Source organism: Bacillus sp. OV166, assembly GCF_900177675.1.
GTDB lineage: Bacteria > Bacillota > Bacilli > Bacillales > Cytobacillaceae > Neobacillus.
The window spans coordinates 1566111-1585654 of sequence record NZ_FXWM01000001.1; the positions used below are offsets into that span (position 1 = coordinate 1566111).

The following is a 19544-nucleotide window of genomic DNA, read 5'->3' on the forward strand; positions in this document are numbered from 1 at the left end:
AAAAATACGCTCTTTTCTAAAAGAATGTTGCTTCTTAAACTCTCTCATAAAACACGAGATTCGCTCATAAAAGCTCATTATTCGCTCATTGAAGCCCAATATTCGCTCATAAAACTCTAAAATTCGCTCATTGAAGGAAAAAGACGATTAATATATCATGAATGTTCAAATGCTGAAGTGTAATTTTACACAAAATATCCTTTTTAATTATCTGATCATTAATTTATAACAACATTATCTTCTAAAACAGCCAAAAAATATTAAGAATAAGTGTGAAATCAATGTTTAAGCCAAAAGAGTTTTGCCAAAGTGAATATGAATTTGTGTCTATTGATGTACTTTTATCAGAAGATTTAGTTGGGCTAGAAAAAGAATGTTGCAATGCTTTAGGTTAATTTACCTCCCCGCGGAAAGAGAGTGCCCGGAGCGGAAATCAACAGGCCAGTTAGCAGGGACAATCAATTAATAATTTCAGCCCTACCATGACTATGCTTTGGTCAATATGCCTGCAAGGTAAAGCTTCCGCTTTTCTGTTCTATAAATGCCTAAAAAATCATAAAAGTGATATAAAGGCTAATTCACCAAGAACAGGGGGCAACGTAATGATTTATCGCTTGCTTGCTTTAAATATTGATGGCACACTTCTTCAAACAAATGGGAAAATCCATAAATCAACAAAAGAGGCAATCGAATATGTTCAACAAAAAGGGATCTATGTCACACTCGTAACATCAAGGAGTTTTCCTTCTACAAGGAAAGTAGCGAAGGCCTTAAAAATAAAATCACCATTAATCACTCATCAAGGCGCTTTTATTGCCAGTTCAGAGGACAAACCAATTTATGTGAAAAGGATAAATGAAGATATAACCTATGATACAGTGAGCTTCTTAGAGGCCCTGCCATGTCAAATACGTCTAGTCCACGAACAATTTTCATTAGCAAATAAATTAAAATTAAATAATAATTTGTTGGCTAAAACCGTTTTTACCTCAGGAGATCCAGTCTTCTATTCGCAGCAATTTGTTTCATCACTATCGGAATATTTACATGACCAACCAGTGAGCCCCCCTAAGATTGAAGTATATTTTGAAGAAGAGAGTGACCTTCAAGATGCCAAAAAGGCGCTTAGAAAAATGTTTACGGAGATTGAATTGATTGAGCTTGACTCGTTACGGTTAGATATTGTACCCGTGGGTGTTTCAAAGTTATCAGGTTTATCCTACCTAGCGAGCCAACTTGGAATCCATCGAAAAGAAATGGTCTATATCGGTGATGGTCTAGATGATATTCCATTGCTTGAAGCCGTAGGTCTTGGAGTATCAATGTGGAATGCCGATTTCGAAGTAAAGAGAGCATCCGATTGGGTTACCAGGTCAGAGAATGAACATGGTGTAGCTTATATGGTCAAAGAACATTTTAGAAAACAGCAACCAATTGAGTTTTTAAGAAGGATGAACATTATTAAAAAATAACCCTTGTAAAGATATCAGTGGTATTGCCGTTGATATCTTTTTTGTTTTGAATTACTTATCCAGAATAACTTCTACTATATGAATTTATTTTATGGGATTTTTCGTGTAATCCCGTTTCTTATAATGGAATAATCTATCGTAATGACGAATAATTTATAAAGTTGACCATATTTTTTGTATTCATTTAGGTAAACGCTTTCATATTAGGAGGGGATATATCTATGATGCAAACCGCTTTAACGATGACACAAATGATGGAAAGGGCAGAAAAGTATTTTCCAAAGAAAAAAGTTGTATCAAGGACTGCAAGTGGCATCCATACATTTACTTACAAACAAATTGCTGAAAGAACAAGAAGGCTTGCAAGCAGCTTGGTAAAGTTAGGCGTATCAAAAGGCGAACGGATCGGAACACTGGCATGGAATCATCACCGCCACCTAGAAGCTTATTTTGCTATTCCGTGTATGGGGGCTGTTTTACATACAATAAACATTCGCCTTTCCCCACAGCATATTTCCTATATTATTAATCATGCAGAAGATAAGATTCTCCTCGTTGATTCGGACATCCTTCCATTGCTCGAAAAATGTGCCTCAGAATTGAAAACCGTTAAAGCTTTTATCATTATGACCGATGAAAAAGAACTACCTAAAACAACACTCTCCCCAGTCTATCATTATGAAAGTCTATTATCCGAAGCCGATCCTACTTTCCATTACCCTGTTGATATTGATGAAAATGATCCGGCTGGAATGTGTTATACATCGGCTACTACTGGTAATCCAAAAGGAGTGGTATATTCGCATCGAGGCATCTTTCTACATAGTATGGCTCTTGGACTTGCCGACTGCGCAGCTTTAAGTGAAAAGGACATTGCACTTCCAGTGGTCCCAATGTTTCATGCCAATGCATGGGGGATGCCATTTGCAGCGGTCTGGTTTGGAACATCGCTTGTTTTGCCAGGCCCATATTGCACACCTAAATTGATTGCAGAACTCATTGAACAGGAACGAGTAACAATAACGGCTGGGGTTCCAACCATTTGGCTTGGATTATTAAAAGAACTAGATGAAGGATCCTATGATATGAGCAGTTTAAGAGGGGTATTATGCGGTGGGTCTGCAGCACCTAAAGGAATGATTAAATCCTATGAACAACGGCATAATATCCCATTCATGCATGCCTATGGGATGACAGAGACTAGTCCCTTAGTTGTTGTTTCAAATTTAAAAAGCTATCAAGAAGAGTTAGATGCAGAGGAAAGGCTAGAAATAAGAGCCAAACAGGGAATTCTTGTCCCAGGCTTAGATTTAAAAGTGGTTGGCAAAGCTGGAGAGGTCAAATGGGATGGTAAAGAAATGGGCGAATTGTGTATCAAGGGTCCATGGATTGCTTCTGAATACTATAAAGATGAACGGACAAAGGATGCTTTCCGTGAAGGCTGGCTTCATACTGGGGATGTTGTCACAATCGATGAAGAAGGTTTTGTCAAAATTGTCGACCGCACAAAGGACTTAATAAAGAGCGGTGGCGAATGGATATCTTCGGTTGATTTAGAAAATGCATTAATGGCACATGAGTCCGTTTTTGAAGCGGCGGTTGTTGCTGTACCACATGAGCAATGGCAAGAACGTCCAATAGGCTGTGTCGTTATAAAAGAGGCATATAAGGGGAAAACATCGAAAGAAGAACTATTGGATTTTTTAAAGCCGCAATTTGCAAAATGGTGGATTCCTGATGATATCCTCTTCCTAAATGAAATTCCTAAGACATCGGTTGGAAAATTCCTGAAGATGACTTTAAGGGATCAAATGCAAAAAGATAGGATTCGAAAAGCATAAGTAAGGAGGACAAGGGATATTCCTTTGTTCTTTTGGCTGTGCATAAGAATAAAAAATAAAATGTGGAAAATTCACTATATTTAAAAAACTTTTATTTATTTATCCCATCAATTCCCTATATAATGGAATTGACAAGAGGATTGGAGGGTTGGGCATGTCGATTAATTTTATTACTGATAAGGTGAATGTGAAGGTTGCTGGCCGTGTTGCAACATTAGAAATGAATAGACCCGAAGCTTTAAACGCAATGGACCCAGATATGATTAGGGGGCTTGTCTGCAAGCTTAAAGAAATCAGTGAATCCGATGAAATTGATATTGTTGTAATAACCGGAAAAGGTCGAGCCTTTTCAGCCGGCGGTGATATTAAAACAATGATTTCAAGCATGAATGAAAACGAATTTTATCCAGTCATGGATAGCATTAGTGAGCTTATTATTACTCTTTATAGTATGCCGAAATTAACGATTAGCGCTGTATCAGGGGCAGCAGCAGGCTTGGGATTCAGCCTAGCATTAGCTACAGACCATGTCATTGCCGAAAAGACTAGTAAGTTTGCAATGAATTTTATCGGAATTGGTTTGATTCCTGATGGAGGTGCCCATTTCTTTTTAGAGAAAAAATTAGGAGAAGCAAAAGCGAAACACGTAATCTGGGACGGTAAAATGATGAATGCTGTTGAGGCATTGGAGTTGGGGTTAATTGAAGAGGTAGCGACTGGGACGCTTCAGGAGACATTAGATGCTAGAATCGCAGATTGGTTAAGCAAACCGGTTCAAGCAATGATAAAAACAAAAAAAATATTAGCAGACATGAATCGTCCGTATTTACTAAAAATATTAGAATTAGAAAAACTCTCCCAACAAAAAATGCGTGAAACGATTGACCACCAAGAAGGGATTCAAGCATTTATTGAAAAAAGGCCACCTAGATTTATAGGAAAGTAAACAAAGAAGCCACCCGGCTTCTTTGTTTTTAGCCTTTTTAAGAATGAAACAGTACTAACTTTCCACTTGGCGAGGTACAGCGATGTGTACGTTCTAATAAGTTTTTTTCAGCTAACATCTTTTTGGCTAATTCTTTTGCAGCCTCATCATGTTCAGCCTGAATAGCTTCATCTAAAATCTTTTCTCCAGTGGTTTCAAATGCTGTTAATTTATAAGTCTTCATTCCACCAACCCCTTAATAAACTAATGTTACTTTATATTTTCACATAATTAAAAAAAAAGCGCAAAAAGAAAGTGAAACCATTTTGTGCAATATTCGTAATTAAATGGAGAGGAGTGTGTGAAATGGGTCTGATACTTGAACATGTCACGAAAAGGTTTGGAGATTTTGTTGCTGTTGACGATTTATCTTTAGAAATACCAGAGAAAGAAATGTTTGGCTTTTTAGGGGCAAATGGAGCAGGAAAAACAACGACATTCCGTATGATCTTAGGTCTACTCGATTCTAGCGGTGGAAAGATTACATGGGACGGGAAGCCGATTGATTATTCTTCGAGTCACTTAGTCGGTTATCTTCCGGAGGAGCGAGGCTTGTATCCAAAACTTAAAGTCCGTGACCAAATTGTCTATTTAGCAAGATTAAGAGGGATGCAAAAGACGGAGGCACTTGCAGAATTAAGGTCATGGCTTGAGCGATTTAAAATTCAAGAGTATGAGAATAAAAAAGTCGAAGAACTTTCCAAGGGGAACCAACAGAAAATTCAATTCATTGCTGCTGTCGTGCATAAACCGAAATTATTAATTCTCGATGAGCCATTTAGCGGGCTTGACCCGGTAAATGTGGAAATGCTGAAGGAATCAGTTTTATCCTTAAAAGAAAGTGGAGTAACCATCGTGTTTTCGAGTCACCGGATGGAACATGTAGAAGAAATGTGTGAGCATCTTTGCATTTTACACAAAGGAAGTCCAGTGGTCCATGGTTCATTAAAAGAAATAAAGCGGTCGTTTGGTAAAAAGAACTTGGTTATCCATGCCGATTTTTCGTTAGATTCCTTAAAAAGTTATTCTGGTGTTGTTAAGTCAAAACCTACTATGGAAGGAATTCATCTACAAATTGAAGGAGAGTACATAGCCGAAAAAATTCTTAAAGAGATAGTAAATCAAGGGTTTATTCGGAAATTTGCTCTTGAAGAGCCTTCTTTAAATGATATTTTTATTGAGAAAGTAGGTGACTCTTATGAATAGTTTCTGGATTATTTTGTTCCATACTTATTTAAACAAATTAAAAACAAAATCCTTTATCATCACTACCCTTTTAACGGTTGTAATCGTCTTAGTCTTAACTAACTTATCAAATATCATTGATTTATTTGATAAAAATGATGGGAAAGAAATGGTTGTTGTTTTAGATGAAACAGGACAATTATACAAACCATTGGAAAAACAAGTTAGATCAATTAATAAAAATATTAAACTGTCTCTTTACGAGGGCAGTGAAGCTGAAGCTGAAAAAGCGGTAGAAAAGGGAGATTATCAAGGAATTCTTCTGCTCAGTTTCAATGATGAAAAACTGCCAGAAGCACAATTTAAAGCCATGAGTATTGCTGATTCAGCCTTGTTTACTGATCTTCAAACGAGCCTCCAGCAATTAAAAACAATGCTTGCAGCTTCTCATATCAATCTGACACCTGTCCAGCTTCAAAAGCTTTATGAACCCGTTTCTTTTGAGAAAATTGCTCTTGAGAAGAACGCAAAAACAGAGGAGGAATTAGATCAAGCAAGGGGTCTTGTCTACGTCTTGCTATTTATCATTTATTTTTCAGTTATTATGTATGCAAATATGATTGCGATGGAAGTTGCGACAGAAAAATCTTCAAGGGTAATGGAAATCTTAATATCAAGTGTCTCACCGATTAAGCAAATGTTTGCAAAAATAATCGGAATAGGTCTTTTAAGCCTGACACAACTTGCTGTCTTCCTGTCTGTAGGCTATTTCTCGCTTAAACAAAATATGGAATCCTTAAAAGGAGGTTTTTTTGGTGTATATGGTTTTGGTGATATCCCTGGAGATACGATCGTGTACGCGGTCATTTTCTTTATTCTAGGCTATTTTCTTTATGCAACACTTGCAGCATTTCTCGGGTCACTTGTCAGCAGAATTGAAGATGTTCAGCAAATGATTACGCCAATGACCATGCTCGTTGTTGCTGGATTTATGATTGCTATGTTTGGCTTGGGAAAGCCTGATGCACCGTTCATCACGATAACATCATATATACCGTTCTTTACACCAATGATCATGTTTCTGCGTGTTGGAATGTTGACAATTCCAGTCTGGGAGGCTCTATTAGGAATAGCTATCCTTGTAACAACTATTATTTTCTTAGCGTTATTTGGAGCCCGCGTATATCGTGGCGGCGTCTTAATGTATGGACAGTCAAACTCCTTTAAAGATATTAAAAAAGCATTACAGTTAACTAAGAAAGAATAAAGGTGAACTTTAGCTTTTACCAAGGTTAAAAGTTTGAGCTATTACCAAGGTTAAAAGTTTGTGCTTTTACCCCAGGGTAAAAGCTCTTTATTTTTTCATCCCACGATTAACAAGAACGTGCATTCGTATTTCAGAGGTGCTACAATGGAGAAAAGATGAGGAAAGGAATTTTTTATGAAAAAGATATCGTTTATTCATGCCGCTGATCTGCACTTAGACAGCCCAATGGTTGGATTAAAGTATTTGCCGCATAACATCTTTTTAGGAGTGAAAGAAAGTACGTTTACAGCCTTAAAAAAGGTTACGGCAGCTGCGATTTATCATCAGGTTGACTTCGTTATATTAGCAGGCGATTTGTTCGATGGTGAGGACCGCAGCTTGCGGGCACAATCCCGCTTTCGGACCGAGATGCAAAAGCTTGCAGAAAAAGAAATTCCTGTTTATATCGTCCATGGTAATCATGATCATTTAAACGGATCCTGGGTTCACCTCGACATGCCACCAAATGTACATGTTTTTAATAATGAGGTAGGAACCAAAGTTTTACATACAAAGAGCGGAGAAATCATCCATCTATATGGCTTTAGTTATCCGACGAGACATGTCTTTGATAGAAAAATAGATGATTATATAAAGAAAGAAGGAGCCGACTTCCATATCGGAATTCTTCATGGAAATGAGAGTTCTGGGGTTGAGCATGATAACTATGCTCCTTTTACAGTTAGTGATTTGCTTCGAAAAGATTTTGATTATTGGGCATTGGGCCATATCCATAAAAGAACGATCCTATCTGATAAACCGCCGATCATTTATCCAGGCAATATCCAAGGTAGAAATAAGAAAGAAACAGGAGTAAAGGGAATTTATTATGTTTCGTTAACCGAACTTGATTTGAAAATGACCTTTTTAGAAACGGCTGATATTATTTGGGAAGAGGCAGTGGTTGATGGATCTTCAGCCAGAAGTTTTCATGAACTATTACAATTATGCCAAACTCAAATCAATAGTGTACGGAAGGAACAGAAGGGGACGCTATTATCTCTTGTTTTGAAAAATATCCAATTAGACGATGAACGGGAAAAAAGAAGCGTCGATGCCGAACTTTTAGAGCTTCTCTTAGAGGATGAAAAAGATGAGGAATCATTTGTTTGGATTGTCGACTTAACCATCACAGTTAGTCAGCAAATAGATAAAGAACAAATGAAAAGGGACGCTAATTTTTATGCAGAGCTCTTTGATACCATTGACCAATATGACGATGTGGAGCATGCTTTGGCTCCATTGTACGAACACCATTTAGGGAGAAAATATTTAGCTCAGTTTACTGCTGCAGAGCAAAAAGAACTAGTCGGAAAAGCAGAGAAGTTGCTTATACAATTACTTTATCAAGCTTAGGGAAGGTGTGAGGAAGATTTGAAAATCCTCGAACTACACATATACGGGTATGGCCAATTAGAGAATGTCCAAATTACCAACTTTCACGATTTTCAAGTTTTCTATGGAGAAAATGAAGCTGGTAAGTCCACAATTATGGCGTTTATCCATGGCATCCTATTCGGTTTTCCTACAAAACAACAATCATTAGTGCTCCGATATGAGCCAAAACATAGTACCAAATACGGCGGAAAAATTAGAATTTATCATGAAAGTCACGGCGGGGCTGTGATTGAACGTGTTAAAGGAAAAGCTGCCGGCGATGTCAAGGTCGTTTTGGACAATGGTAGGATGGGCGGCGAGGAATTACTTAAAGAATTAACTGGAAACTTTGATAAAAGCTTATTTCAAGCTATTTTTTCTTTTAATTTGCATGGTTTGCAAAATATCCATCAAATGAAAAGTGAAGAGATAGGGAAATTCCTATTTTCCGCTGGAACATTAGGAACTGAAAGGTTGTCAAAAACAGAAGGTTTCCTGCAAAAAGAGTTAGATGCGCGCTTTAAGCCTTCAGGAAAGAAACCTTTATTAAATGAAAAGTTACAAGCACTTCATGAAATCAATGAAGAATTGAAAATAGCAGAAGCAAAAAATAAAAATTATTCAAATTTAATAGAAAAGAAAGAGATGCTCCAGGAAGAACTAACCGGAATAAACGGGTCTATACAGGAGCTTGGGACAATGATTGAATTACTAAATGAATGGAAAAGGATCGAATCCACCGTCAAGGACGAAAAGTGGACATCGAAGGAGCTAAAGGAACTAGGAGAGATTGGGTTTCCGGCACGTGGTATTGAACGGGTCGACAACATAAATCAACTCATCCATCCTTATCGTGCTGAGATTAACAGTATGACCGAAAGAATTGGAATTTTAAAAAAAGAAATAGCGATGATTCAGCCAGACCATTCTTTTCTAAAAAACGAGCCGGCTCTTCTTTCCCTGCTTGACCAAGTCCCGCTCTTTGAGCAATTAAAACAGGAGAAACTGAAATGCGAAACGAAACTTTTAACTATTGAAGAAGAGCTTTCTATAACTAAAGAAAAGCTTCATTTAAATTTAAATGAGGAAAATATCTTTTCTATTAATACAAATATTTATATGAAAAACCAAGTTGATGTAGTTTCTCGGAAAGTTCAAAGGCTAGAAGAAGTAAAGGAAGAATTAGAAAATCAATATCAAGAAGAAAAAGGCAATTTAGAAGAAATAGAAAAAGAGGTCCGACTAGCAGAGAGACATGTTCTAACTGTACAGGAACGGTTGCGGCTTGAAGAGAAGTTAGTTTCGGGAAATGATAAGAAGAGCATTGAAGGAGAACTAGGGGCCTTACAAGACAAAATAGAATTCTATCAACAGATAAATGAACGAGATAAAGCTACTTCAGCAAAGCAAGATAAGCAGAAGAAACTTCAGTTTTATCTTTTTGAGTTTATTCTAGCTGCTGTAACACTGTATGGCATACTTTCAAAGCAATGGTTTTTAGTTACTTTAGGTTTACTAGGGTGTATTTTAATAGCCATTTTTATGACTAAAACGAAGAAGCAATCGAAGGAAGTAGACCTAAATCAAACATTAAACGGTTTACGAGAAAAGGAAAAAGAGTTAACGAAAATACTCCAATCAGCTGAATATATAGAAATAACAAATCTTGAGGAGCAGTTAGAGCTTGATAACCAGAGGAAAGAAGAACTGCAAATAGTAAAAATGAAGTTAAAGCAGCAGCAAGCTCAATATGAAAAGGTCATTGCAAAATTTGAACAATGGGAATTGGAGTCAGCTCAAAATAAAGAAAAGCTGTTATCAATTAGCAATGAATTAAGGATTCCTGAATATATTGCAAATTCCTTTTTACTTGAAGCATTTGAACTAATTGAACACTATAAGTTGATTTATAGAGAGAAAAAACAATTACATTCAAGAATTGAGCAAATAAATCAGCAGCAGGAAAAAATAATAAAGAGCCTCCATCATTTTGAGAAGCTTTATTTAAATGAAAAAGGTTTAGATTTGTATAATGCTGCCTATGTATTGCGAAACAAGTTGAAAGAAGAACATAGCAAGCTAATAACGAGTCAAGAGAGACTAGCTAAGCTTACCGACCTTGAAGCTGATTTAAGTCAAAAGTCTCAGGAGTTGTCTCATCTGCATTCAGAATATAAAAAACTTATCTCTTCTGCACAGGTGGAAACGGAACATCAATTTTATGAACTTGGAGCAAAGGCAGAAAAGAAAGTAAAGCTGACTGAAAGATTAGAATCACTGCAGAGCCAACTACAATATTCGATTCTCTCTGAACAGGAACGGGAAAACTTCCTCCAAATGCGACCTAGTGATGAATTACTGACTGAATGTAATCAGGAGGTCCAATTATTACAAGCAAAATTAAAAAAAATTCTGGAAGAACAAGCTTCCATTAAGTATGAAATTCAAGTCCTAGAAGAGGGCGGCATTTATTCAGATATTCTCCATCACTACAAGCAGAAAAAATTTGAATTTGAAGAGGCAGCGAAAGAGTGGTCCGTCTATTGTTTAGCACAAGAGATCCTCTCAGATACGATTGAAAAGTATAAAAATATTCATTTACCAATGATGCTCTCCAAAGCAGAGGAATATTTATTGTTTCTCACTGATGGCAACTATCATAGGATTCACTTACAGGACACAGGATCGGGTTTTTTAGTTGAGCGCAAGGATCGTACTATATTTGAAGCAAATGAACTAAGCCAAGCTACAACGGAACAATTATACGTAGCCATTCGACTTGCCTTTGCAGTTACGTTATATGAGAAACATCTGCTCCCAATTATTATTGATGATAGTTTTGTAAATTTTGATGCAAATAGAACACAAAAAGTGATAGAACTACTAAAAGGGCTGGAGCGAAATCAACTATTATTTTTCACTTGTCATAAACATTTACTTCCACATTTCCCAAGGGAAAATGTTCTTTTTTTAGAAAAAGGTGCTGTTCAGATAATTTCATAGAGTGATAATTGGATATGTTATACTCTTACTAGTGGAAAGGACGTGAAATTATGGGTAAAGGAATATTAAAGCATGAAGTAGGGGAACAGGTGGAACTTTTTTTATTAATAAAAAGTTCTACTAAAGGAATTGCAAGTAATGGCAAACCTTTTTTAACACTAATTCTCCAAGATAAAAGCGGGGAAATAGAAGCAAAGCTTTGGGATGTTAATGAAGAGGATGGAAAGAGTTATGCACCACAAAGCATTGTAAAAATACAAGGTGATGTGCATAGTTATCGAGGGAAAAGTCAGCTTAAAATCCGTCAAATTCGCCGTACTGGGCCGTCAGATGGCGTAAAATTGGATGACTTCTTGGAGACCGCTCCACTAAGCCAAGAAGAAATGTCAGGCAAACTCACTCAGTATATTTTTGAAATGAAAAATCCTAATATCCAAAGAATTACACGACATTTAATTAAGAAGCATCAGGCGGCTTTTTTAGAGTTTCCAGCAGCAACTAAAAATCATCATGAGTTTGTGTCAGGACTTGCATATCATGTTGTCAGTATGCTTGATCTGGCCAAATCAATTGCCATGCTTTATCCAAGCCTTGACAAGGATTTACTCTATGCAGGGGTTATTTTACATGATATGGGTAAAGTATTGGAACTTTCCGGTCCCATTTCGACGGTCTACACGATTGAAGGGAATCTGCTTGGGCATATTACGATTATGATTAATGAAATAGGCAAAGCAGCTGAAGAACTCGGTATTTCTGGGGAAGAAGTCCTTATTCTCCAACATCTTGTTTTAAGTCATCATGGAAAAGCAGAATGGGGCAGTCCAAAACCGCCAATGATTAAAGAAGCTGAGATTTTACATTATATCGATAATCTTGATGCAAAAATGAATATGCTTGACCGTGCATTAGAAAGAGTGAAGCCAGGTGAATTTACCGAGCGGATTTTCGCCTTGGATAATCGTTCCTTTTATAAGCCAGTTTTTCATAAATAAAATAACCCTCATTTGGGTTATTTTTTTTGCTTTAAAAGGTAATATGAATAATTTCATTTTAAGGGAATATCATTTAGTAAAGGTGGACAACCACTAAGAAAGGAGCAAGAAAAATTGACTATTCCTATTTGGGTATATGCTGTTGTGGTTGGTATTGTAGTGAGTGCACTAATGGCACTGAAAACAGGAAGAGAAGAGCGACTAATGGAAATGGAAAACATTGAGCAGGAAGGCGAGATCTATATGAAACGCCTGGAGAGAGAAAAGGAATTGAAGGAAGAACTTAAAGAAGAACTAAAAGAAGAACTTAAGGCAACAGGTGAATAAGAAAAGCGGAAGCGCCCATAGGAGGCGTTCCGCTTTTTTCATTTCTTATTGTGCAGCAGTTGCTGCTCCTGTTTGTGGTTTAAGTGCGTCTTTTAAGTCTTTATCACTAACCTTTACATCAGCAGCCTTAAGTTCACGTTCCATAGCTTTATTAATTTCTTCTGTAGTTAATTTAGAAGATTTTACTTGAGTTTCAATTTCGTCCTTCATTTCTGCGTATGGTTTTTTCTCTTTTTTATCTGTTAATTGGATAATATGATAACCAAATTGTGATTTTACTGGAGCACTAATTTCATTGACTTTTAAAGCATATGCAGCTTTTTCGAAGTCAGGATCCATCTTTCCAGTTCCAAACCAGCCTAAGTCCCCGCCGTTTGCTTTAGAACCTTCATCTGTTGAATACTGTTTTGCCATATCTTCAAATTTTGCTCCACCATCAAGTTTTTTCTTCACTTCATTTGCTGTTTTTTCATCAGCAACAAGGATATGACGAGCCTTTATTTCAGGTTGATAAGTAGCGTAGTAATCCTTTAATTCCTTTTCAGTTACCTTAACGCCTTTCATCGCAGCTTTTTCCTGCATCATACCGAGCTTCATCGTTTTCTTCAAGTCATCTTCGCTTTTATAACCATATTGTGCAAGCGTAGATTCAAAATTTGCACCAAGATCTGTTTTTAATTGGTCGATTTTCGCATTTAATTCCTTATCAGTAACCTTGTATTTCTTAGATAGAACTTTTTCATATACAAGCTGCTGAAGGGCTTGGTCCCCGTATTTATCCTTCATTGTATTGTATAGTTCTTCTTGCGTAACGTTACCAACTTTGCTCTCTGCCACTGTATCAGATCCGCTTTGATTACATGCAGTTAATGCAAGTACTCCACCAGCCAATGAAAGGGCTAATAACCATTTTTTCATGATGAAATCTCTCCTAAACAGTAAATTCTTGTCCACAAACTCTACTATAACATAAATGGGAACTACTGCAAAAATAATAACGATGTTTATTTTTTGAAATTTATAAAAAAGGCAGCCTAAAAATCATTTCAAAAAAAGTGGGAAGTGCCTAAACGAAATGAATACGGTTTGAATAGTATATCGTAGTAAATGAAAAAGGAGGTATTACGATGAGCCATGGAAGTGGAGCTGGCTTTGCTCTAATTGTAGTACTTTTCATACTATTAATTATTGTAGGGGCTTCTTGGATTTGGTAAGACCAAATTAAACATTTATGAATGGAGGTAAATATATGTCTGGTGGAGCAGGTTACGGTGGAGGATTTGCCTTAGTGGTTGTCCTATTCATTTTATTAATTATCATCGGAGCTTCTTGGGTTTATTAATAAAAGTACCAAACTAAAAGCGATGAGAAATGCTCTCATCGCTTCTATTTTTAATGAATACAAATCCCTTCGCTCGCTAAGCATTCTAATTGGATTATGTATATAAAATTTCCAAATATGAAGAGATCAGAAGAATCGTAATTAGGATATTTATGGTACGAAACACCTTATGTTGGTTTTCTTCAGGAATTTCTTTTTGGATACAGAGTGAATTGGTCATTTTATTTACATAAAACAAGATAAAAATAGCGAAGACAATAAAAATGGAGATCATCAATGATTCCCTCCCTGATGTACGTGTTATGATTAATACAATATCAAAAATCACCCAAAAAAGATAGTCAAAAAGAATGGAAGAATGTTAGGCTCTTAATGGATGCATTAACCATTTATATTCTGTCTGGAACACCTAATTAAAAATTTTACCTGATATTATTAAAAATGGTTTACCCAATGTTTTAAAAGGTTAATAATAAACATATAAAAATGTTAAAGTTCTGAAAAGAGGGCAATAGGATGAATGAATATGAATTACTGGAAAGAATAAACTTGCTTGAATATCATCAAAAGCTATTATTAAAGTTGCTTAATGATCCAAAGCTTGAATTATATAAACTAATAATTGAAAATGGGATTACCGAACAGGAAATAGAGAAGTTTTATTCTTTATGTGACAAAATGAACCTAAAAATGGAAGAACAAAAAGCGGAGGGGTATGTGTACTTCCATCCGCTTTTTCATGAATTATCTGTATCATTACCATCTACGCTAAATATAAGAGAAGTAATTAACGCGTGTTTAACGCAAAAGCTTTACTTACCCCTTTTTCAAGAGATGGTAAAGTACTTATAAAACAATATTAAACGAGTTCTTGTTCAGTATTTTTTGATTTTCTTAGCTTACCATCTTCTTCAACAAACCTACTTTCAATATTATGAAAGGAACGTTCAAAGATTTCCATGAAATCTTCCCCATAAATGTTTCGGACGATCGCCATCATTTCAACAATCTCTGGAAACTTGCCGTATAAGTCACGAAGCGGCAAAGCACCAGAAAATACAGCATTGCCATTTGGCTCATAGGTTTCCATTAGTTGAAGTAAAATCTCGTCACCCTTTTCAGTAAGCTGGATATAAGTATTACGTTTGTCATTTTCCTTTTTTGAAAATTGAAGCAAACCTCGTTCTTCTAACTTTTTCGAAAAGTTAAATGCTGTTGAAACATGCATAACCCCGAACTTGGCCACATCCGATATAGAAGCCCCATTTAAATGGTAAGCAATCCATAGAATATGATGTTCATTAATATTTAAATCAAAAGGCTTTATCCATTGCTGCCAATCTTTCTCAATCGATTTCCACAAGGCTTTACTTAATTGTGCAACTCTCTGAGTAAAAATCATCGCTTCCTTCATTGAATATTGTTTTTCAGTCATCCCCATTTTCACCCACTTTATATTTCTCTATTTTCATTATGCCAATAAAGTAAAAATTAATAAAGTATAAATTCACAAAATTTTTAAAAATTAGAATAATATCCTATTGAATTTTAAAAAAATATGCATATTCTTGAAAAGAATCATATGTTTTGACTAGATCCACCGAAAAATAGCAACATTTAGAAAATTCACTCTAAAATTTTGTTTAAAGAACAGTTTCCAGTCATCCCTTTATTAACTTATTAGACCCTGTTCATAGGAATGGACGCCTAAACATATAAATAGTTACAACAAATGGTCGAATTTTTGAAACTAAATAGGGGGATAAGATAGATGAAGCTTGCTGCAACCCTTTTTTTAATTTTTGGTGCGATCTTTTTATTAGGAGCAATTAAATATTTTTTAAGATTAACAAGCCCCGGTGTATATCCACCTAAACAAATATTAAAGAAAAGAACATTTGCATTAGCTGGAGGTGGAGGGATTTGTCTGGTAATTGCTGTAATGATCACCTATTTTTTATAGAAAGTATATTAAGAAAAGAACCCCTCTGGGTTCTTTTCTTAAAAAGGATCCCGTTCATTATTTTTGAATGACGGAAGGTGTTGTTAATTTAGTTCGCTTAACAATTGATTGAGCTACTGGATACAAAATAACCATTGTAACGGTATTGAGTGCAATGGCCGGCAAAACACCTGCTGCAAATAGTGCGGTAAAAGACATAGGTAATCCTACAAGATAGAATGCTGATGTTAAAAAGATTGTCCCTGAAACAGCAGTTCCAACCGCAGTTAAGACGGCAACACTTACAATAGAGTTTCGGTATTTTTTTAAGGATAAAAATAAACCGAGGAAGACCAAAGCAGTGATGGGCTTATCAATGATATTAGGAATTTGTCCACCTGGAAATCCAGTTGTTAATGCAGACAATACTCCAGTCACAATGGACAAGAGCAAGACACTCTTTATCTCAGGAATAAGGATTATTCCCAAAAACATCATAGCAAGCATCATGTCAGGTTTAATTCCAAGAAAACTTGGCATTACCGTATGCAAGACCACCCCAATCCCCGCTAATAGTGCTAAAATTACAATGTTCTTCGTATTCATTTCTCTTCTCTCCTCTGCTATACTAATCTATTTGTTCCTCCTGCAGTGCTCTAGTCGCCTGCAGCGAAAAACCTGCTCTCATTATAACATAATTATATAATAATAATAAAGATATAATTTTCAGACAATTAAAAATAACTTAGTTTTACACTTGATTATTAATATTTGCAGCCATTTCTTCTAACATTGGGAAAGTATATTCACTTTGATTACTTTTCCATACAGCTCCAAATCCGTCCCCTTTTCCATAACGCGGAAGTAAATGCATATGATAATGAAATACGGATTGACCGGCATGTTCACCATTATTATTTAGCGTATTTAATCCAATCGGTTCAAATTCTTTTTTTAAGGCATTCGCAATGGCAGGGACCACTTCAAAAAGGTTTCTGGCAATTTCTGGAGTTAGTTCAAATAAGTTTTCCTTATGTATTTTCGGAATAACTAATGTATGTCCTTTAGTTACCTGTGTAATATCCAAAAAGGCTAATACATGCTCATTCTCAAAAACTTTTGCGGATGGAATTTCTCCATTAACAATTTTACAAAAAATACAATCGCTCATTACATACACGATCCCTTCTAATTGGTTTGTATTATTTTACCATACAAACTCCAAAAAGAAAAAGGCAGGATCCGCGTGGAATCCTGCCCTCTCGAAGGGGAATTGCTTCAAAAGGTACGTTCAATAGGAGTGTTCTTTGATAAACACCTCATTTTTCATAGAGTGTTTTTTATAAAGAGACATTATTGTTCAAGCTGACCATCCCCTATAGTGTTTTTATATGTTTTCCCAACTTATAAAAACAGGTAGCGATCTGCGGTAAACACCTCATTTAATGTTTATTTTTTTAAGATAAACAGTTACTTGGTGTTACTAGAACTCAAAATGGTTACTGTGCACATGGTACAAAACAACCATCCCCTTATCTGAAACGAATTGGAAGCTCACTTATTTGAAATGTAAATTGTCTTTGACAGACACCTCATCTCAAGTTTTGATGAATCGCTTCATCGAAGTAAGTTATTTCCCCTTCGAATATTATGATGTCCGATGTGAAAAGAAATATACAAAAAAAAGATAAAAATTTGAATTTCTATTTTTATCAAGGACAATTTGTTAAAATAATAAAATAATCGTGCTTAGGAAGGACGTTGCAAATGTCTTTATTAATGATTGAAAATCTTGTCGGGGGATATACACGAAACCCTGTCTTAAAAGATGTTTCCTTTGAAGTAAAGGAAAAAGAAATTGTCGGCCTTATTGGATTAAATGGGGCGGGCAAAAGTACAACCATAAAACACATTATTGGATTAATGGAACCACACCGTGGTGCAGTAAAAATAAATGGACAAACCTTTACAGAAAATAAAGAAGCTTATCGTAAAATGTTTACGTTTGTTCCAGAAACCCCGGTTTTATATGAAGAATTGACCCTTGAGGAGCATTTGAAACTTACGGCAATGGCGTACGGTCTTGACGAGGCTACTTATAAAGAGCGTATTACATCATTGCTGACAGAATTTCGTATGGAAAAGCGTTTAAAGTGGTTTCCTGCCCATTTTTCTAAAGGCATGAAACAAAAGGTAATGATTATGTGTGCATTTTTAATTCAGCCGTCTCTATATATTGTTGATGAACCTTTTGTTGGTCTTGATCCACTGGGTATTCAATCCCTACTTGATTTAATGAAAAAAGTGAAAGATAACGGTGCAGGTATTTTAATGTCCACTCATATTTTGGCCACTGCGGAAAAGTATTGTAATCGATTTGTGATTTTGCATGAAGGAAAAATACGTGCAAAAGGGACGCTTGAGGAGTTGAGGGAGCAATTTTCCATGCCAGCTGCTTCTTTAGATGATTTGTATATTCAATTAACAAAGGAAGAAAATTATGTTTGATGAAAAAAAGCTTTGGAAAGACCGAGCTAGCGGTCGTATTAAAGATTTAGGCAGGTATTTACGCTATATTTTCAATGGGCATCTGGTCGTTGTTTTATTGTTTTTAATTGGAACGGCCTCATTTTATTATCAAAAGTGGATTGAAACTCTTACAGATGGTTTTCCTGCAGAAATAATTATCGCTGTATTGATAGGTATCTTGTTAACCTATAGTCCAGTTTACAATTTCCTGCTTGAAGCCGATCAGGTGTTTATACTCCCGCTTGAGGAAAAATTAAAAGGGTATTTTCTTCGTTCAGGAGGAACGAGTCTTGTTTTTCAAGGGTATCTTCTCCTTATGTTGTTGGCAGTATTGATGCCAATGTATGCCCAAATAAGTAGTAATGGCTTCCGTTCATTTATCCCCTTTCTAGTTATACTTTTGGCCTTAAAGGCTTGGAATTTAGCGACTAGCTGGAGAATCGACTTTTTCGTACAATCTTCTATCCATAGATGGGATATCTTTGTTCGCTATTTAATAAATGCAACTTTTACATATTTGTTATTTAAACATGCGAGTATTTTTATCCTATTGCTAATTGTTGTAGTTTGTATTTTTTATTACTTTTACTTTTATGTTCAAACTAAGAAAATGGGCCTTAAATGGGATTTATTAATTAATCAAGAAGAGAAAAGGATGGCGTCCTTTTACCGGCTGGCGAATATGTTTACAGACGTGCCAAAATTAAGGGATACGGTAAAAAGAAGAAAATGGTTAGATATATTCATTAACCGAATTGCCTTTTCCCGCGATAAGACCTATCATTATTTGTTTTCGAGAGCCTTTTTACGGTCATCTGATTATCTAGGACTCTTTACGCGCTTAACAGTAATTGGTGCACTTGCGATTTATTTTATTTCTTTTGGGTTAGGTCAAATTTTACTTGGAATTTTATTCTTATATTTAACGGGTTTTCAGCTTCTTCCACTTTGGAATCATCATCAAAATAAACTATGGGTAGACTTATATCCTGTGGAACAAAAATATAAAACAGGAGCATTTTACTCTTTATTAATGACCATTTTAGTGATCCAAGCAGTCATCTTTTCATTATTTATATTGTTTAAAGGTGATTTGTTCATATCGTTGCTATCTTTAGGTGCTGGACTTGTTTTTAGCTATGTTTTTGTTTATTTTTACGCTAGTAAACGATTGAAATCATAATCGGAAATCCCCTTTTAAATCATAAAAGGGGATTTTTGTGAAACTATTGGGCGGAGA

21 protein-coding genes are annotated in these 19544 nt (G+C 35.8%); 15 read left to right on the plus strand and 6 right to left on the minus strand.

The genetic code is table 11. The features are described 5' to 3' along the window. Nucleotides 1-602: 602 nt before the first annotated feature. The 3 genes from CCK98_RS07415 to CCK98_RS07425 all read left to right on the plus strand — a co-directional run bounded on the left by CCK98_RS07415 (nucleotide 603) and on the right by CCK98_RS07425 (nucleotide 4259). Entirely contained in the window at nucleotides 603-1472 is an 870-nt protein-coding gene (locus CCK98_RS07415; RefSeq protein WP_088085987.1) for a Cof-type HAD-IIB family hydrolase, read from the plus strand. Between the two features lie 221 nt (nucleotides 1473-1693). After that, on the plus strand, nucleotides 1694-3313 hold the full coding sequence (locus CCK98_RS07420) for a long-chain fatty acid--CoA ligase (protein WP_088085988.1): 1620 nt from the start codon (nucleotides 1694-1696) through the stop codon (nucleotides 3311-3313). Between the two features lie 154 nt (nucleotides 3314-3467). Next, the gene (locus tag CCK98_RS07425; RefSeq protein ID WP_088085989.1) at nucleotides 3468-4259 is read left to right on the plus strand and encodes an enoyl-CoA hydratase; all 792 of its coding nucleotides are present in this window, start codon (nucleotides 3468-3470) and stop codon (nucleotides 4257-4259) included. Between the two features lie 37 nt (nucleotides 4260-4296). Here the strand turns inward: CCK98_RS07425 and CCK98_RS07430 are convergent, their stop codons facing one another. Then, the gene (locus CCK98_RS07430) at nucleotides 4297-4482 is read right to left on the minus strand and encodes a YhzD family protein (RefSeq protein WP_088085990.1); all 186 of its coding nucleotides are present in this window, start codon (nucleotides 4480-4482) and stop codon (nucleotides 4297-4299) included. A gap of 122 nt (nucleotides 4483-4604) precedes the next feature. Here CCK98_RS07430 and CCK98_RS07435 point away from each other — a divergent pair, with 122 nt between their 5' ends. The 6 genes from CCK98_RS07435 to CCK98_RS07460 all read left to right on the plus strand — a co-directional run bounded on the left by CCK98_RS07435 (nucleotide 4605) and on the right by CCK98_RS07460 (nucleotide 12491). Further along, nucleotides 4605-5504 carry an ABC transporter ATP-binding protein gene (locus CCK98_RS07435; protein ID WP_088085991.1) on the plus strand — a complete coding sequence of 300 codons (900 nt, stop codon included), beginning with the start codon at nucleotides 4605-4607 and terminating at the stop codon, nucleotides 5502-5504. Next, nucleotides 5497-6750: an ABC transporter permease gene (locus CCK98_RS07440; protein WP_088085992.1), complete on the plus strand. Its 1254-nt coding sequence runs from the start codon at nucleotides 5497-5499 to the stop codon at nucleotides 6748-6750. Before CCK98_RS07435 ends, CCK98_RS07440 begins: the two co-directional genes overlap by 8 nt. Nucleotides 6751-6924: 174 nt before the next feature. Further along, the gene (locus CCK98_RS07445) at nucleotides 6925-8145 is read left to right on the plus strand and encodes a DNA repair exonuclease (RefSeq protein WP_088085993.1); all 1221 of its coding nucleotides are present in this window, start codon (nucleotides 6925-6927) and stop codon (nucleotides 8143-8145) included. 18 nt (nucleotides 8146-8163) lie between these two features. Further along, a complete protein-coding gene (locus CCK98_RS07450; RefSeq protein ID WP_088085994.1) occupies nucleotides 8164-11169 on the plus strand; it encodes an AAA family ATPase in 3006 nt (1001 codons plus the stop codon). 50 nt (nucleotides 11170-11219) lie between these two features. Beyond that, complete coding sequence (gene yhaM, locus CCK98_RS07455) at nucleotides 11220-12164, plus strand: 3'-5' exoribonuclease YhaM (protein WP_088085995.1); 945 nt, start codon at nucleotides 11220-11222, stop codon at nucleotides 12162-12164. Nucleotides 12165-12278: 114 nt separating this feature from the next. Continuing rightward, nucleotides 12279-12491, plus strand: coding sequence for a sporulation YhaL family protein (locus tag CCK98_RS07460; protein WP_088085996.1), 213 nt, complete (start codon nucleotides 12279-12281; stop codon nucleotides 12489-12491). A gap of 45 nt (nucleotides 12492-12536) precedes the next feature. On the opposite strand, the gene CCK98_RS07465 is transcribed toward CCK98_RS07460, so the two are convergent. Further along, complete coding sequence (locus tag CCK98_RS07465; RefSeq protein ID WP_088085997.1) at nucleotides 12537-13409, minus strand: peptidylprolyl isomerase; 873 nt, start codon at nucleotides 13407-13409, stop codon at nucleotides 12537-12539. Between the two features lie 209 nt (nucleotides 13410-13618). Here CCK98_RS07465 and CCK98_RS07470 point away from each other — a divergent pair, with 209 nt between their 5' ends. Further along, nucleotides 13619-13705 (plus strand): YjcZ family sporulation protein, encoded by an 87-nt coding sequence (locus CCK98_RS07470; protein ID WP_088085998.1) that lies wholly within the window; start codon nucleotides 13619-13621, stop codon nucleotides 13703-13705. Between the two features lie 35 nt (nucleotides 13706-13740). Next, complete coding sequence (locus CCK98_RS07475) at nucleotides 13741-13833, plus strand: YjcZ family sporulation protein (protein WP_066251949.1); 93 nt, start codon at nucleotides 13741-13743, stop codon at nucleotides 13831-13833. Nucleotides 13834-13927: 94 nt separating this feature from the next. Here CCK98_RS07475 and CCK98_RS07480 read toward each other — a convergent pair whose 3' ends face one another. Beyond that, entirely contained in the window at nucleotides 13928-14107 is a 180-nt protein-coding gene (locus tag CCK98_RS07480) for a hypothetical protein (RefSeq protein WP_088085999.1), read from the minus strand. Between the two features lie 242 nt (nucleotides 14108-14349). Between CCK98_RS07480 and CCK98_RS07485 the strand changes: the two genes are divergently transcribed. Beyond that, nucleotides 14350-14685, plus strand: coding sequence for a DUF1878 family protein (locus CCK98_RS07485; protein WP_088086000.1), 336 nt, complete (start codon nucleotides 14350-14352; stop codon nucleotides 14683-14685). Between the two features lie 7 nt (nucleotides 14686-14692). Here CCK98_RS07485 and CCK98_RS07490 read toward each other — a convergent pair whose 3' ends face one another. After that, nucleotides 14693-15268 (minus strand): HTH-type transcriptional regulator Hpr, encoded by a 576-nt coding sequence (locus tag CCK98_RS07490; protein WP_088090333.1) that lies wholly within the window; start codon nucleotides 15266-15268, stop codon nucleotides 14693-14695. 336 nt (nucleotides 15269-15604) lie between these two features. Between CCK98_RS07490 and CCK98_RS07495 the strand changes: the two genes are divergently transcribed. After that, nucleotides 15605-15796 carry a hypothetical protein gene (locus CCK98_RS07495; RefSeq protein ID WP_088086001.1) on the plus strand — a complete coding sequence of 64 codons (192 nt, stop codon included), beginning with the start codon at nucleotides 15605-15607 and terminating at the stop codon, nucleotides 15794-15796. Nucleotides 15797-15853: 57 nt separating this feature from the next. Here the strand turns inward: CCK98_RS07495 and CCK98_RS07500 are convergent, their stop codons facing one another. Continuing rightward, nucleotides 15854-16381 carry a tryptophan transporter gene (locus CCK98_RS07500; RefSeq protein ID WP_088086002.1) on the minus strand — a complete coding sequence of 176 codons (528 nt, stop codon included), beginning with the start codon at nucleotides 16379-16381 and terminating at the stop codon, nucleotides 15854-15856. A gap of 145 nt (nucleotides 16382-16526) precedes the next feature. Beyond that, complete coding sequence (locus tag CCK98_RS07505; protein ID WP_088086003.1) at nucleotides 16527-16946, minus strand: HIT family protein; 420 nt, start codon at nucleotides 16944-16946, stop codon at nucleotides 16527-16529. 596 nt (nucleotides 16947-17542) lie between these two features. On the opposite strand from CCK98_RS07505, the gene CCK98_RS07510 reads away from it, so the two are divergent. Both CCK98_RS07510 and CCK98_RS07515 read left to right on the plus strand, forming a co-directional pair. After that, nucleotides 17543-18283, plus strand: coding sequence for an ABC transporter ATP-binding protein (locus tag CCK98_RS07510; RefSeq protein WP_088086004.1), 741 nt, complete (start codon nucleotides 17543-17545; stop codon nucleotides 18281-18283). After that, nucleotides 18276-19487 (plus strand): ABC transporter permease, encoded by a 1212-nt coding sequence (locus CCK98_RS07515; protein ID WP_088086005.1) that lies wholly within the window; start codon nucleotides 18276-18278, stop codon nucleotides 19485-19487. The genes CCK98_RS07510 and CCK98_RS07515 overlap by 8 nt, the downstream gene beginning before the upstream one ends. The last annotated feature ends 57 nt before the right edge of the window (nucleotides 19488-19544 follow it).

Coding starts and splice junctions, on each gene's coding strand:
- CCK98_RS07415 (WP_088085987.1), top strand. CDS start 603: ATGATTTATCGCTTGCTTGCTTTAAATATTGATGGCACACTTCTTCAA.
- CCK98_RS07420 (WP_088085988.1), top strand. CDS start 1,694: ATGATGCAAACCGCTTTAACGATGACACAAATGATGGAAAGGGCAGAA.
- CCK98_RS07425 (WP_088085989.1), top strand. CDS start 3,468: ATGTCGATTAATTTTATTACTGATAAGGTGAATGTGAAGGTTGCTGGC.
- CCK98_RS07430 (WP_088085990.1), bottom strand. CDS start 4,482: ATGAAGACTTATAAATTAACAGCATTTGAAACCACTGGAGAAAAGATT.
- CCK98_RS07435 (WP_088085991.1), top strand. CDS start 4,605: ATGGGTCTGATACTTGAACATGTCACGAAAAGGTTTGGAGATTTTGTT.
- CCK98_RS07440 (WP_088085992.1), top strand. CDS start 5,497: ATGAATAGTTTCTGGATTATTTTGTTCCATACTTATTTAAACAAATTA.
- CCK98_RS07445 (WP_088085993.1), top strand. CDS start 6,925: ATGAAAAAGATATCGTTTATTCATGCCGCTGATCTGCACTTAGACAGC.
- yhaM (WP_088085995.1), top strand. CDS start 11,220: ATGGGTAAAGGAATATTAAAGCATGAAGTAGGGGAACAGGTGGAACTT.
- CCK98_RS07465 (WP_088085997.1), bottom strand. CDS start 13,409: ATGAAAAAATGGTTATTAGCCCTTTCATTGGCTGGTGGAGTACTTGCA.
- CCK98_RS07470 (WP_088085998.1), top strand. CDS start 13,619: ATGAGCCATGGAAGTGGAGCTGGCTTTGCTCTAATTGTAGTACTTTTC.
- CCK98_RS07475 (WP_066251949.1), top strand. CDS start 13,741: ATGTCTGGTGGAGCAGGTTACGGTGGAGGATTTGCCTTAGTGGTTGTC.
- CCK98_RS07480 (WP_088085999.1), bottom strand. CDS start 14,107: ATGATCTCCATTTTTATTGTCTTCGCTATTTTTATCTTGTTTTATGTA.
- CCK98_RS07485 (WP_088086000.1), top strand. CDS start 14,350: ATGAATGAATATGAATTACTGGAAAGAATAAACTTGCTTGAATATCAT.
- CCK98_RS07490 (WP_088090333.1), bottom strand. CDS start 15,268: ATGACTGAAAAACAATATTCAATGAAGGAAGCGATGATTTTTACTCAG.
- CCK98_RS07495 (WP_088086001.1), top strand. CDS start 15,605: ATGAAGCTTGCTGCAACCCTTTTTTTAATTTTTGGTGCGATCTTTTTA.
- CCK98_RS07500 (WP_088086002.1), bottom strand. CDS start 16,381: ATGAATACGAAGAACATTGTAATTTTAGCACTATTAGCGGGGATTGGG.
- CCK98_RS07505 (WP_088086003.1), bottom strand. CDS start 16,946: ATGAGCGATTGTATTTTTTGTAAAATTGTTAATGGAGAAATTCCATCC.
- CCK98_RS07510 (WP_088086004.1), top strand. CDS start 17,543: ATGTCTTTATTAATGATTGAAAATCTTGTCGGGGGATATACACGAAAC.
- CCK98_RS07515 (WP_088086005.1), top strand. CDS start 18,276: ATGTTTGATGAAAAAAAGCTTTGGAAAGACCGAGCTAGCGGTCGTATT.